At 64.2% G+C, this 13,162-nt stretch carries 12 protein-coding genes; 9 read left to right on the plus strand and 3 right to left on the minus strand.

Going from position 1 to position 13,162, the window contains the following annotated elements; genetic code table 11:
- Positions 1-6 precede the first annotated feature (6 nt).
- The gene (locus art_RS00260) at positions 7-1,329 is read right to left on the minus strand and encodes an extracellular solute-binding protein (protein ID WP_038461705.1); all 1,323 of its coding nucleotides are present in this window, start codon (positions 1,327-1,329) and stop codon (positions 7-9) included.
- 197 nt (positions 1,330-1,526) lie between these two features.
- Between art_RS00260 and art_RS00265 the strand changes: the two genes are divergently transcribed.
- Complete coding sequence (locus tag art_RS00265; protein WP_253901420.1) at positions 1,527-2,561, plus strand: LacI family DNA-binding transcriptional regulator; 1,035 nt, start codon at positions 1,527-1,529, stop codon at positions 2,559-2,561.
- A 133-nt stretch (positions 2,562-2,694) separates the two neighbouring features.
- On the opposite strand, the gene art_RS00270 is transcribed toward art_RS00265, so the two are convergent.
- On the minus strand, positions 2,695-4,368 hold the full coding sequence (locus tag art_RS00270; protein WP_157875065.1) for a DUF6297 family protein: 1,674 nt from the start codon (positions 4,366-4,368) through the stop codon (positions 2,695-2,697).
- 3 nt (positions 4,369-4,371) lie between these two features.
- Positions 4,372-5,109: an ABC transporter ATP-binding protein gene (locus art_RS00275; protein WP_253901421.1), complete on the minus strand. Its 738-nt coding sequence runs from the start codon at positions 5,107-5,109 to the stop codon at positions 4,372-4,374.
- Between the two features lie 173 nt (positions 5,110-5,282).
- On the opposite strand from art_RS00275, the gene art_RS00280 reads away from it, so the two are divergent.
- The 8 genes from art_RS00280 (at position 5,283) to der (ending at position 13,017) form a co-directional block, all read left to right on the plus strand.
- The gene (locus art_RS00280; protein WP_038461716.1) at positions 5,283-6,164 is read left to right on the plus strand and encodes a ParA family protein; all 882 of its coding nucleotides are present in this window, start codon (positions 5,283-5,285) and stop codon (positions 6,162-6,164) included.
- Positions 6,165-6,282: 118 nt separating this feature from the next.
- Entirely contained in the window at positions 6,283-7,101 is an 819-nt protein-coding gene (locus art_RS00285; RefSeq protein ID WP_253901554.1) for a ScpA family protein, read from the plus strand.
- On the plus strand, positions 7,091-7,687 hold the full coding sequence (gene scpB, locus art_RS00290) for an SMC-Scp complex subunit ScpB (RefSeq protein WP_038461718.1): 597 nt from the start codon (positions 7,091-7,093) through the stop codon (positions 7,685-7,687). Before art_RS00285 ends, scpB begins: the two co-directional genes overlap by 11 nt.
- Before the next feature lie 36 nt (positions 7,688-7,723).
- Positions 7,724-8,893 (plus strand): pseudouridine synthase, encoded by a 1,170-nt coding sequence (locus art_RS00295; protein WP_038461721.1) that lies wholly within the window; start codon positions 7,724-7,726, stop codon positions 8,891-8,893.
- Between the two features lie 8 nt (positions 8,894-8,901).
- On the plus strand, positions 8,902-10,005 hold the full coding sequence (locus art_RS00300) for a prephenate dehydrogenase (protein WP_038461724.1): 1,104 nt from the start codon (positions 8,902-8,904) through the stop codon (positions 10,003-10,005).
- Positions 10,002-10,760, plus strand: a complete 759-nt coding sequence (gene cmk / locus art_RS00305; RefSeq protein ID WP_082000022.1) for a (d)CMP kinase — start codon at positions 10,002-10,004, stop codon at positions 10,758-10,760. The genes art_RS00300 and cmk overlap by 4 nt, the downstream gene beginning before the upstream one ends.
- On the plus strand, positions 10,757-11,479 hold the full coding sequence (locus tag art_RS00310) for a 1-acyl-sn-glycerol-3-phosphate acyltransferase (protein WP_082000023.1): 723 nt from the start codon (positions 10,757-10,759) through the stop codon (positions 11,477-11,479). Before cmk ends, art_RS00310 begins: the two co-directional genes overlap by 4 nt.
- Positions 11,476-13,017, plus strand: coding sequence for a ribosome biogenesis GTPase Der (gene der, locus art_RS00315; protein WP_038461726.1), 1,542 nt, complete (start codon positions 11,476-11,478; stop codon positions 13,015-13,017). The genes art_RS00310 and der overlap by 4 nt, the downstream gene beginning before the upstream one ends.
- The last annotated feature ends 145 nt before the right edge of the window (positions 13,018-13,162 follow it).

Genomic DNA, 13,162 nt, shown 5'->3' on the forward strand with positions numbered 1-13,162 from the left:
CGGTGCTCATTTGCCGAGTGTCGCATTCATGTTGCTGGCAAACTGCTCGGGTGTAATCGACTTGACGAACAGCTGGTCGATATTGTTCAGCAGAGCTTCGGATGCCACGGGGCTCAGGGCCTGGTCCCAGGACTGCTGGAAGTTTGGCGCCTCCTTGCTGACGTTGTACAGGTAGCCCAGGAAATCCGCGTCGTCGGTGGCAGCCAGCTGGTCTTCGATGCCATTGACGACCGGCACACCGCCGGAGGCAATGTAGGCGGCAATCTCATCCTTGGCCAGCAGGCCTTCCTTGAAGAACTTCTTCGCCGAGGCCTTTTCCGCATCCGTGGCCTTGGCTGAGATGGAGAGGTAGTTGGAAGGGTTGCCCACGGTGTTCTTGGGGTCGCCCTTGCCGCCGGCCACTGTGGGGAAGTCGACCCAGCCCAGTTTGCCGTCCTGGACGAACCCGGCGCCGTCGTTCTTCATGCCGCCGTATGTCCAGGCACCGTGCAGCATCATGGCGGCCTTTCCGGTGAACAGCAGCGCCTGGTCGGCATTGCTGTCGGCCGTGATGGATGAAAAACCCTTGATGAACCCGTCGGCGGCAACGAGTTCCTGAATCTTGGTCAGGGCCTCAAGGGCGCCCGGGTGCGACCAGGCATCGGCCTTGCCCGCGAAGATGTCATTGAAAACTTCCGGTCCGCCCACACGGTCAAACATGAACTCCAGCCACATCATGGACGTCCAGCGTGACTGCCCTCCCAGTGAAAGTGGGGCGATGCCCATGCCGTTGAACGTCGCCACCAGGGACAAAAGGTCATCCCAGGTCTTGGGCGGCTGGGCGCCGGCCTTCTCGAACAGCTCCTTGTTGTAGAAGAACACGATCGGTTGGACGGTGGTGGCGGGAATCGCATAAATCTTGCCATCCACCGTGGCTGCCCCAAAGGAGGAGGCAAACAGCCGGTCCTTCACCTCGGGGTTCTCTGCAAACCAGCCGGTCAGGTCCTCCACCTGGGAAGCCTCCGCGTAGGACTTCAGGATCCCGCCGCCCCAGCCATAAATGACCGTGGGGGCCTGGCCGGCGCCGATGGCCGTCTTGACCTTGGTTTTGTAGGCGTCGTTCTGGAAGAACGTGACCTTGATGGTGTCGTCCGGATTGGCCTTGCCGAAGGCGTCCACGGAGTTCTTGCGGATGGTCTCGTTCGGGTCTCCGCTGACGGACCACATGGACGTGCCTGTGGTGGTCCCTGCGGGTCCGGAGGTGCCGCAGGCGCTGATGCCGACGGCGGCCAGCGGCAGCAGGGCTGCCAGTGAGAGGAAGGAACGGCGTGACGTGGGCTGGTGCTTCATCTTGTCTCCATTGATAAGGGCTGAAAGCGGCAGTTCGAAACATTTCGCAATTAATTCTGATTCCGTTACGTATCTAATCGTGCTTCGCGTCACATGTCAACGGTCTAGTTGAGGAAGTTGACGAACTGCCGGGATTGCGCCAGACTTTCGGAATAGAAACATTTCGGAAAATCGATGGGGATGAGAGGCTTGCCTTGGTGGTGGCTGACAGAGGGAAGAAGCCCGTGCTGGCTACCGTGGCGGCGCTGGCCGGAGTGTCCGCACCTACGGTCTCCAAGGTGATCAACGGCCGTGACGATGTTGCGGCCGGCACCCGCGCCAGGGTGCAAGAGGCCCTGGACAGGCTGGGGTATGAATCGCCGGTGCAGCGCCGGGCCCGCTCATCAGGGCCGGCCATGGTGGACCTGGTGATTGACGGGGTGAACACCCATTACTCGCAGGAGGTTCTGACCGGCATCCTTGACTACGCCGCCACTGCGGGTGTGGAGGTGGTGCTGGGCAACATGACCCCGGGCAAGCTGCGCAGTACCAACCATGAGCAATGGGCCCAGCACATGCTGGAACGGGGGCGCCAGGGGCTGGTCCTTGTCACCTCCGAGGTGACCGACAAGCAGCTCGACTCCTTCAGCCGACGCAACATTCCCGTGGTGGTGATTGACCCGTTGAATCCACCGCACAGCGGCATTGTCAGCGTGGGGGCAACAAACTGGGCCGGTGGAAAGGTGGCCACGGAGCACCTGCTGGCTCTGGGGCACCGGCGCATCGCCTACCTGGGAGGACCCGAAGCCGCGGAGTGCAGTGTGGCACGCCAGCACGGCTACCTGGCAGCACTCATGGGGCACGGCGTCCCGGCCCGCCCCGACTACATGCTTGCGGGTGAGTTCTACCACCAATTCGGTGTCAGAGGGACGAAGCAGCTGATGGCCCTGGCGGAGCCGCCCACGGCCATCTTTGCCGGCTCCGACACCATTGCCCTGGGCGTCCTGGAAGAGGCCAGGCGCCAGGGCCTGCGGATCCCGGAGGACCTGAGCCTGGTGGGTTTTGACGGGACGAACCTGACGGAGCAGACACTGCCGCGGCTGACCTCGGTGGCCCAGCCGCTGAAGGAAATGGGGCGCGCGGCGCTGCGGTCGGTGCTGCGGTTGGCGGGCGGGGAAGTGCTCGACTCGCAGCACGTGGAACTGGCCACGGAGCTCGTCGTCAGGGATTCCACAGCAGCGCCAAAGACTTAGCCCACTTCGCCGAGGTGTGAGATCGCGCCCGCTCCACTTCGCCGAGGTGTGAGATCGCGCCCGCTCCACGCCGGCGAGGGCTCGTGGGGCAGGGCGTCATCTCACACCTCGGCTAGTCTGGCGTCGGGCCTGGCTACTTGGCCGGCTGGCCGGCCGCCGCCGGCATGCCGAACAGGCTGCCGTCCTTCGCCGACTTGGGCTTGCGGATGTGCGTGCCCCACAAGTACGCCAGGAACGTCAGCGTCAGCTGTATGGGGAAGGCAATGGAGGGCACTCCGCCGGAAATCAGGCAGATCAGCACCGGCAGCAGCACAATCAGTGTCAGGTCGGGGCCGATCAAAAACGCCCGGATCGCGCCCGTGGGGATGGGGCCGGTGGGGGACGCCACAGCCGGCATGTTCCAATCCGGTGCCGGCCTGAACGATGCGCGCAGGGTTGCCGCACCGAGGCCCGGACCTGCCAGGACGGCCAGCACCAACAACGCCGGGGAGCCCACACCCAAGGCGAGCAGCAGCCCGAAACAAACCGGCGCCCACAGCGTCATGACAAGGCCTGGCACCAAAAAATGCACTTGGCGCACCGTCTTGGCCGGCAGCGGCATGAGCGTGTCCACGGCCGGGTTGCCATTGGCAAAGCGTGCTGTGGCGCCCAGGGCCGTCGCCGCAAAGTGTGCACACAAATACAGTGCCACGGCAATCAGCACGGCGTTGCCAAGAAACTCCACCGACGCCAACGAGGCCGGAATCGCGGCCAGCACCAACACCCGCAGCAGCACGGCGGGGGAGCGCAGGGTCATGGTGGCGTGCGTGCTGGCCAAGGTCTTGACGCTGCGGGCCATGACCGTGCCACGCTTGAAAACCACGGGGAGCCGGACCCTGCTGGTGCCGGTGGAGGGGCCCGCGCTGAGTGAGCGCGACAACTCGGTGGCATCCATCGACAGCAGCGAGCTCGCCGCATAGGCGCCTGCCGCAGCGCTTTTCTTCAAAGCGGAGGTAGTGATCCGCTCAAGGTTGCTGTACACCAGCACCAGCAGCCCCAGTGCAAGGGCCACCACCAGCAGGGGCCAGGTGGCGCCGTCGGCCACCAGCAGCGGCCAACTCGTGGGCAGGTACTCCATCCAGGCCGTCTGCGACGCCGTAATGGCATCCACCCCGGCCACATTGTTGTACAGGGCCGTGGCCACCAGCGTCAGTGGCGCCAAGAGCGTAATGGCGCCCATGAGCTTCTTCAGCCACACGCCCGAACCGGTGATCTGGCACCAGGAGGCAATGCCGTACAGCAGCCACGCCAGTCCCAGCCCGCACAGCACGGAGAGGGCCAGCCTGCCCGGCGTCGGCGAGGCGGACATGCCCAGGGCCATGGGCAGCACCACGATGGTGGCGGCCAGGGACGGCCAAATCAGCGACTTCAGGAAACCTGGCTGGATGAACCCCCGACGGCGGACAGGCAGTCCCAGCCACCAGGCCGTTTGGGGCAGGGTCATGGCCACCGGCCCCATGGTCATCTCCACGCTCAACAGGGCGGCCGCAAGCGTGAGCAGCACTGTGGCGCTGGCCTGCAGCAAGGTGACGGAGTGAAAACCGGGTGCGACGGCGGATGCCACCAGTGCCGATTCATCGCCCACTCCCAGACTGTGGCGCAGGGCAACGATGAGCGCCCCTGCCATGGTCAGCAGCGTCAGGCCGCCGAGGATGGAGGTGTAGACCTCGGAGACCAGCTCCATGAGCCCGCCCTCCGTGCGGCTCAACCCTGCCCGGAACGTGTACTGCCGGATTTCCCTGGCGCTGAAGCGCTCACTGGTTTTCATGGTCTAGTCCGCGTGTGGGTTCTCGGAGGCGATGGCCACGGCTGCCTGCGTCGGCGTCATCGTGTGGATGGTGTCGGCAATGAACAGGGCCTTCGTGGCCACGGCGGACAGGAAATCGGGATCGTGGGTGACAACCAGCAGTGCCAGTCCGGCGTCCACCTCGGCGCGCAGCCGGGCGGCCAGCCGGTGTCTCATGTTGGTGTCAAGGCGCTGCTCCGGTTCATCGAGCACCAGCAGGGACCGGGGACGCACAAACGCGGAAGCCAGCAGCATGCGCCGCCGCTGCCCGGAGGACAGGTTGTAGGGCCGTGATTTGGCCTGCTCCGTCAGGCCAAAGAACTCCAGCTCCGAGGCGATCACCTCTTCCACATCCTCCACGCCGTGTCCGGCGGACACAATGGCCAGGTGCTCCTCAACCGTGAGGGCGGGGAAGAACGCGTCGTCATCAAACACCACAGCCACTTCGCGGCGGAAATCCAGGGTCCGGTCGTCAACTTCGGCACCGTTGATCATCGTGGTGCCCGACACCGCCTCCAGCTGGCCCACCACCGTTTTGACCACCGTTGACTTGCCGGCACCGTTGGGCCCCACCAAGGCCAGCGACTGCGCCGCGTGCAGGCTGAAACTGACCACCCCGCACACGGCCTTGCCGGAATAGCCGGCCTGCAGTTTCTCTGCGCGCACCACATCCTGGCGCCGCGGGGGTTTACTGGGGGAAGGGCTGGTAGCTTTGCTCATCATTGCAAAGTATAGGCTTTGTGGAACATTCAACTTCAGCTTGAGGGTCAAGGCTCAAAACCCATCAGCGGCAAATGTCCAAAACATGCACCCCGCAGCCGGTAACGTAGTACATGGCAGTGGTGAGACAAAATGGCGGCGACACAGTGGCCAGAAACGAAAGCGTGGACTGACAGGTGAGCAACGAGCAGGGTGCAACAGCACTCGCCGGCGAGGACGTATTGGGCCCCACGGGGCGTCCCCTGACGGAATTCCCCGAGCCTCCCACGCTCTCATCCCACGGCCCGGCGCGCATCATCGCCATGGTCAACCAAAAAGGCGGCGTGGGAAAGACCACGTCCACCATCAACTTGGGTGCCGCACTCGCAGAAGCTGGGCGCAAGGTCCTGCTGGTTGACTTCGACCCGCAGGGCGCCCTGTCGGCTGGTTTCGGCACCAACCCCCACGAGCTGGACGTCACCGTATATAACGTGTTGATGGACCGGAAGGTGGACATCCGTGACGCCATCATCCACACCGACGTTGCGAACATTGACATTCTTCCGGCGAACATTGACCTCTCCGCAGCGGAAGTGCAGCTCGTCAACGAGGTGGCCCGCGAGCAGGTCCTCGCCAGTGCGCTGCGCAAGGTGGAAGACGACTACGACGTCGTCCTCATCGACTGCCAGCCCTCCCTGGGCCTGTTAACAGTCAACGCCCTGACGGCTGCCCACGGTGTCATCATCCCGCTGATCTGCGAATTCTTCGCCCTGCGCGCGGTCGCCCTGCTGGTGGAGACCATTGACAAGGTCCAGGACCGCCTGAACCCCGGCCTGCAGGTCGACGGCGTGTTGGCCACCATGTATGATTCCCGCACCTTGCACGGCCGTGAAGTCCTGGCCCGCCTGGTGGAAGCCTTTGGCGACAAGGTTTTCGAAACAGTGATCAAGCGCACCATCAAGTTCGCCGACGCGTCCGTGGCCGCCGAACCCATCACGTCCTACGCGAGCAACCACCAGGGCGCCGAGTCCTACCGCCGGCTCGCCAAGGAACTGATCGCACGCGGCGGCTCGCCCTAACTTGAAGTCACCACAAGAAGTCGCGGGGATCGCGGCAGGCGCCACACACGAGGGCGCAGAACCGGACGCAGCAGTACCGGACGATGCGCAACCTGGCGCCAGGCGCTTCGAGGTCAGGCTGGAGAACTTCACCGGTCCCTTCGACCTGCTCCTCGGCCTGATTTCCAAACATGAAATGGACATCACGGACGTCGCGATCGCCACCGTCACCGACGAGTTCATCAGCTACCTCAAGGCGCTGCAGGACATCGGCGAAGAGTGGGCCCTGGATGAGGCCAGCGAATTCCTTGTGCTGGCCGCCACCCTCTTGGACCTGAAGGCCGCCCGTCTGCTGCCCGCCGGTGAGGTGGAGAACGACGACGACCTGGCCCTTCTGGAGGCCCGTGACCTTCTCTTCGCACGGCTTTTGCAATACAAGGCCTTCAAGGAAGTGGCCACCCTGATGGGTGGTGAACTTGACCGCGAGGCGAGGCGCTTCCCCCGCCAAGTAGGGTTGGAACCCCATTTTGCCGCGCTACTGCCGGAACTTGTCTGGCGCCACACCCCGGAACAATTCGCCCAGCTGGCGGCCAAGGCCATGGAGGCCAGAGAGGCGCCCAGCACCGAAATTGGTTTGGCGCATTTGCATGTGGCGCCCGTCAGCGTCAGGGAGCAGGCAGCTCTCATGATGACGCTGCTCAAGGCGGGAGCGCCGCTTTCCTTCGCCACCCTGACCGCCGACGCCGACTCGGCCATGGTGGTCATTGCCCGTTTTTTGGCGCTCCTTGAACTGTTCCGGGACCAATTTATCTCCTTTGACCAGCTGAACCCGCTGGGTGAACTGCTGGTGCGCTGGAACACCGATGCGGATGTGGCTGAGGCGGCGGCGAGTGATTTTGACAACGAAACTGGCAGTCTTGCACCGGCTGGCGGGGGAGGCGGAGACAGTGGCGAGTGACAACAGTGAGGACATCGCAGGGGTGAAGGCTGCCCTGGAAGCCGTGCTGATGGTGGTTGACGAGCCTGTTTCGGAAGAACAGTTGGCCGCCGTCACGGCCGTTCCCGTGGCCGTCATACGTGAGCAATTACACGAACTTGCACGGGAGTACGACGGTTATACTAGGGAAGGTGGCACTGTACCGGTGCGCGGCTTTGAACTTCGGCAATTGGCCGGGGGATGGCGTGTTTATTCACGTGCCGCGTACGCCGAGATCGTGTCACAGTTTGTTGTGGACGGCCAAACGGCCCGGCTCACGCAGGCGGCCTTGGAAACCTTGGCGGTGATTGCCTACCGCCAGCCGGTCTCACGGGCCCGCGTTTCCGCCATTCGTGGTGTGAACGTGGACTCCGTAGTGAGGACGCTTGCGCAGCGCGGACTGATTGAGGAAGTGGGCACCGATCCGGTGTCCGGGGCATTCCTGTACCGGACCACGGCGTACTTTTTGGAACGGTTGGGAATGGGCAGCGTCGACGAGTTGCCGCAAATTGCACCGCACCTGCCCGGTCTTGAAAACCTCCAAGATTTTGACGATTCACACTTTTAGCATGACCACAATATTTAGCACTTTAAGGACAAACTCATGACACCGTCGCCCCGCTCCGGAAGTTCTTCCGGGCAGAACCAGCCGCGTGGCGGCAATCCCCGCTCCGGCGCCCCCAAATCCGGTGGCTTTAAATCCGGTGGCTTTAAGTCTGGCGCACCCAAGTCAGGCGGCCCCAGGTCGGGATCCAAGTCCAACGACAACGAGAAAAACCTCAAGCCGGGCGCTTTGCGCGCCGCAGGTTACAACGCCGACAGGGCTAATGCGGCCAGCGCGGGCGGTTACAAGTCCGGCGCACCCAAGCTGGGCGGCCCCAAGTCGGCCACCAACAAGCCGGGTGCCCGCAAGCCGTCCCAGACCGGCGCCCGCCCGTTCAAGAACGAGCAGTACGGCCGCACCGTCAGCCCAAGCAAGAACCGCCCCACCGAGCAGAACCGCCGCCCGTTGCGCACCACCGACGACATTGACATTCACAATGCCGAGGGCGTGCGCCTGCAAAAGGTCATGGCCATGGCCGGGGTTGCCTCCCGCCGCCTGTGTGAGGACATGATCATCGAAGGCCGCGTTCAGGTTGACGGCGTCACCGTGAACCAGCTGGGCCTGCGCGTTGACCCGGACGCCGTCGAGATTGTGGTTGATGGCATGACCATCCAGACCAACGACTCCATGGTTTACATGGTGTTCAACAAGCCGCGCGGCGTCGTCTCCACCATGGAAGACCCCGAGGGCCGCCCCTGCATCAGCGACTACCTCAAGAGGCGCCAGACCAATGAGCGCCTGTTCCACGTAGGCCGTTTGGACACCGGCACCGAGGGCCTGCTGATTCTGACGAACGACGGCGAGCTTGCCAACCGCCTGAGCCACCCCAAATACGAGATCCCCAAGACCTACCTCGTCCAGGTGCGCGGACCGATGGCCCACGGCGTTGGTGCCCAGCTCAAGGACGGTGTGGAGCTGGAGGACGGCTGGCAGAAGGTTGACTCCTTCCGCCTGGTCGACTCAACGCCCGGCCACGTCCTGGCTGAAGTTGTTTTGCACTCCGGCAAGAACCGCATTGTCAGGCGTATGTTTGACGCTGTCGGCTACCCGGTTGAGCGCCTGGTCCGCGTGAAGTTTGGCCCCATCGCACTGGGTGACCAGCGCCAGGGCAGCATCCGCCTCCTCGGCCGCCATGAGGTGGGCTACCTCCGCTCCGACGTGGGGATGTAAGCAAGTAGATGAATCCTTCGCACTTGAGCGGGCCTGTGCTGGTCCTTGGCAGCGGGCTGCTGGGGGCCAGCATTGGTTTGGGGCTGCGCGCCCGCGGCATTGACGTGGTGCTCAGCGACCCCTCACCCTCTGCCCAGGCAGTGGCCGTAGACATTGGCGCCGGGCGCGCCTTCAGCACCGCCGAGGAGCTGCACCCCGAGCTGGTGGTTGTGGCGGCACCGCCTGATGTCACCGCCCAGGTAGTGGCGGCCGCGCTCCTGCGGTACCCGTCCGCCGTCGTGGTTGACATTGCCAGCGTCAAGGGCGCCATCCTGGCCGAACTTGAGGCCATGGATGCCTTGCCGGCGGACTCCCTTGAACGCTATGTGGGCACGCACCCCATGGCCGGGCGGGAACGTTCAGGGCCGGTGGCGGCCCGCGGCGAGCTGTTCAACTCCATGCCGTGGGTGTTGTGCCCGTCGGAGGCCAGCGGCGCGCACGCCCTCAAGGTGGCACATTCGCTGGCGATTGACCTGGACGCCGTCGTCTTCCGTTTCACTCCGGACGAGCACGACGGCGCCGTGGCTCTCGTCTCGCACCTGCCGCAGGTCATGGCCTCCCTCATGGCCAGTCGGCTGGCGGAAACACCGTCGGCCTCGCTGTCCCTGGCCGGAAACGGGCTGCGGGACGTGACCCGTATTGCAGCCAGCGACCCCGCCCTGTGGGTGCAGATTCTTGGTGCGAACGCACCGAAACTACTGGAGATCATGCAAGGGGTTCGGACGGACCTGGACCGGCTGATCAACACGCTCACTGCACCCACCGCTCCGGGGGCGCGGCTGGATTTGGCGCAGCTGATGACAGAAGGCAACGAAGGCCAAAGCCGGATTCCGGGCAAGCACGGCGGCCCCGCCCAGCAATACTCGTGGCTGACGGTGCTCGTTGATGACAAGCCCGGGCAGATCGCCAGCCTGTTGACGGAGATTGGTGAGATTGGCGTCAACGTTGAAGACCTGCGCCTTGACCACTCGGCAGGGCTGCAGGTGGGCATGGTGGAGCTTTCGGTCTTGCCCGCCAAGCGTGTGGCCCTCGTGGAAGATTTGATGGAACGTGGCTGGAAGGTAATCCAATGAACAACGCTGAACTGAACAACGCTGAACTGAACAACACCGATGCGGACAGCGCCGACGAGCGTGCGCTGCGCCAGGGCAAGTCCCTGGTCGTCGCCGTTGACGGCCCGTCCGGATCCGGCAAATCCAGTGTGTCCAAGGCCGTTGCCCAGCGCCTCGGCCTGGCCTTCCTGGACACGGGCGCCATGTACCGTTCCGTGGCCTGGCACTGCCTGAACGGGCGCATCAGCTTTAGCAACACCGCCGCCGTCGAGGCCGCCGCACGCACCATCGTCATGGAACAGAGCATGGTTCCCGAGACCGAACTGGTCAGGGTCAACGGCATCAACGTCACCGAGGCCATCCGGGAACCCAAAATTTCCGAGGCTGTCAGCGCCGTCGCCACCAACCTGGGTGCCCGGGCGCAGCTGGTGCGCCGCCAGCAGGAACTCATTGCAGAACATGGCCACCGCATCGTGGTTGAAGGCAGGGACATCACCACCGTGGTCGCCCCCAATGCCGAGGCCCGCCTGATCCTGACTGCCAGCGAAGAAGCCCGCCTGCGCCGCCGCGGCTTGCAGCTCGGCGGCACCCAGAGTGCCGAACAGCTCGCCGAACAGGTCCTCGCACGCGACGCGAAGGACGCAACGGTCGTTGACTTCCAGCGCGCCGCCGACGGCGTATACACGGTTGACTCCTCCGACCTGGACTTCGAACAGACCGTCGACGCCGTCATTGGCGTTATCCGCCAGGCCGTCAAAGCAGGCCCGGCTGGATGAGCACCAAGGAAAAACCGTTGCGTGTTTTGACGGGCGCCCCGCCGCCCTGGAAAACCCGCTGGAGCAGGCCGTTGGGACGTGTCATTGACCATGTGGTGTACACAACCACTGTTACGGGGCGAGAGCACATTCCAACAGGTGGCCCGGTGGTGTTTGCCGCCAACCACCTGAGCTACCTTGACGGACCCGTCATGGTGGGCGCCAGCAACCGCTACATGCACGTCATGGTCCGCCACGACATGTTCAAGGGAATACTGGGCCGGGTATTGCACGCCTCCGGACAGATCCCCGTGAACCGTGACGGGGACCGGGCAGCGCTGCAATACGCCAAAGCCGTCCTTGACCGGGGTGACTGCGTGGGAATCCTGCCGGAAGGCACCCGGGGGAGTGGGCACGCCGCAACCGTGAGCAGCGGAGTGGCGTGGCTGGCACTTAACTCGGTGGCCGCCGTCGTGCCTGTTGCCATTCTGGGCACCCGGCGCAGCGGGGAACACCGCAACAAGATTCCGGCACCGCGGCGCAAGCTGCACGTGGTGTTTGGGGAGCCGTTGATGATCACGCGTGAGCCGGGAGTTTCCGGGCGTGTTTCAATGGACAGAGCAACCGAACAAATCCGCCTGCGGCTGGCGGGTCACATTGCCGCCGCACAGACCGCAACTGGGCAGGATTTGCCTGCGGACGATGACCTATCTTCAAAGCATAAAGGACAGCAACCATGAGCGACCCCAAGTCAGCCACATCCGGCGAGGACCAGGAATACGTGCCCACCGGCACCGACCAGATCGCTGAGCGGGTGGCGGCCATCTCCGACGAGGACGCCGACGCCCGCGCGGCCGGGCTGCTGGCCGGCCTGGCGAACTACGAGCTCGACGCCGATGATGCAGCACTGCTGTCCGGCGAGTTCGAGGACGGTTCCGACTTTGATCCGACCCGTCAGAACCCGGTGCTGGCCATCGTGGGACGGCCCAACGTGGGCAAGTCCACGCTGGTGAACCGTATCCTTGGCCGCCGCGAGGCAGTTGTGGAGGACACCCCCGGTGTCACCCGCGACCGCGTCCAGTACGAGGCCAACTGGAACGGGCGCCACTTCACCCTCGTGGACACCGGCGGTTGGGAACGCGATGCCCGCGGCCTGGACCTGCGCGTGGCCGAACAGGCCGAGATCGCCGTTGAAATGGCTGATGCCGTGCTGCTCGTGGTGGATGCGATTGTTGGCATCACCGCGTCGGACGAAGCCATTGTGCGGATGCTGCGCAAGGCCAAGAAGCCGGTCATCCTCATCGGCAACAAGATTGACGACCTCGTTCAGGAAGCCGACGCGGCCATGCTGTGGGGCCTCGGACTGGGTGAGCCGATGCCGGTTTCCGCCGTGCACGGCCGCGGTGTTGCCGACATGCTCGACCGTGTCATGGAGGTCCTGCCGGAGTTCTCCGCCGTCGCCGGACTGGAACGCACCGGAGGACCCCGCCGCATCGCGCTGCTGGGACGTCCGAACGTGGGTAAATCCTCGCTGCTGAACAAGCTGGCCGGGACCGAGCGTGTGGTGGTCGACAACGTTGCAGGCACCACCCGCGACCCTGTTGACGAGCTCATCGAGTTGGGCGATCGCACCTGGCGCTTCGTGGACACGGCAGGCATCCGCCGCCGCGTCCACATGGCTCAGGGTGCTGACTTCTATGCCTCACTGCGCACCCAGACAGCCCTGGAAAAGGCCGAAGTCGCCGTTGTGCTCATTGCGGTGGATGAGGTGCTCAGCGAGCAGGATGTGCGCATCCTGCAGCTGGCCATCGAATCCGGCCGGGCACTGGTGCTGGCGTTCAACAAGTGGGACTTGATGGACGACGAGCGCCGCAAGTACCTGGAACGCGAAATTGAAACCGACCTGGCCCACGTGGAGTGGGCACCCCGCGTGAACATTTCGGCCAAGACCGGCTGGCACAAGGACAAGCTGGTGCCTGCCCTGGACCTGGCCCTGGAAAACTGGGACCGACGCATCCCCACGGGCCGCCTGAACGCGTTCCTGGGCGAACTCGTCTCCGAGCACCCGCACCCCGTGCGCGGTGGCAAGCAGCCCCGTATCCTGTTCGGCACCCAGGTCTCCAACCGTCCGCCCAAGTTCGTCCTGTTCACCACAGGCTTCCTGGACCCCGGATACCGCCGCTTCATCACGCGCCGCCTGCGTGAGACGTTCGGTTTCGAGGGCACGCCCATCGAGGTCAACATGCGCGTGCGTGAAAAGCGCAGTAAGAAGAAGTAGCTCCATGCCTCATGCCCGGTGCGGACAGGCTTCCGGCCGGGCATGAGATGGCGATCACAGCCAAAGTGGTCAAAGTGGTACAAAATATGGGGTAAACTTTTTCCGGTGGTTCAGCCGCGGGAGATAGTTTCCCAAGATGAACGAT

Source organism: Arthrobacter sp. PAMC 25486 (assembly GCF_000785535.1).
Lineage (GTDB): Bacteria > Actinomycetota > Actinomycetes > Actinomycetales > Micrococcaceae > Specibacter.

Coding starts and splice junctions, on each gene's coding strand:
- art_RS00260 (WP_038461705.1), bottom strand. CDS start 1,329: ATGAAGCACCAGCCCACGTCACGCCGTTCCTTCCTCTCACTGGCAGCC.
- art_RS00270 (WP_157875065.1), bottom strand. CDS start 4,368: ATGAAAACCAGTGAGCGCTTCAGCGCCAGGGAAATCCGGCAGTACACG.
- art_RS00275 (WP_253901421.1), bottom strand. CDS start 5,109: ATGATGAGCAAAGCTACCAGCCCTTCCCCCAGTAAACCCCCGCGGCGC.
- art_RS00295 (WP_038461721.1), top strand. CDS start 7,724: ATGACACCGTCGCCCCGCTCCGGAAGTTCTTCCGGGCAGAACCAGCCG.
- art_RS00300 (WP_038461724.1), top strand. CDS start 8,902: ATGAATCCTTCGCACTTGAGCGGGCCTGTGCTGGTCCTTGGCAGCGGG.
- cmk (WP_082000022.1), top strand. CDS start 10,002: ATGAACAACGCTGAACTGAACAACGCTGAACTGAACAACACCGATGCG.
- art_RS00310 (WP_082000023.1), top strand. CDS start 10,757: ATGAGCACCAAGGAAAAACCGTTGCGTGTTTTGACGGGCGCCCCGCCG.
- der (WP_038461726.1), top strand. CDS start 11,476: ATGAGCGACCCCAAGTCAGCCACATCCGGCGAGGACCAGGAATACGTG.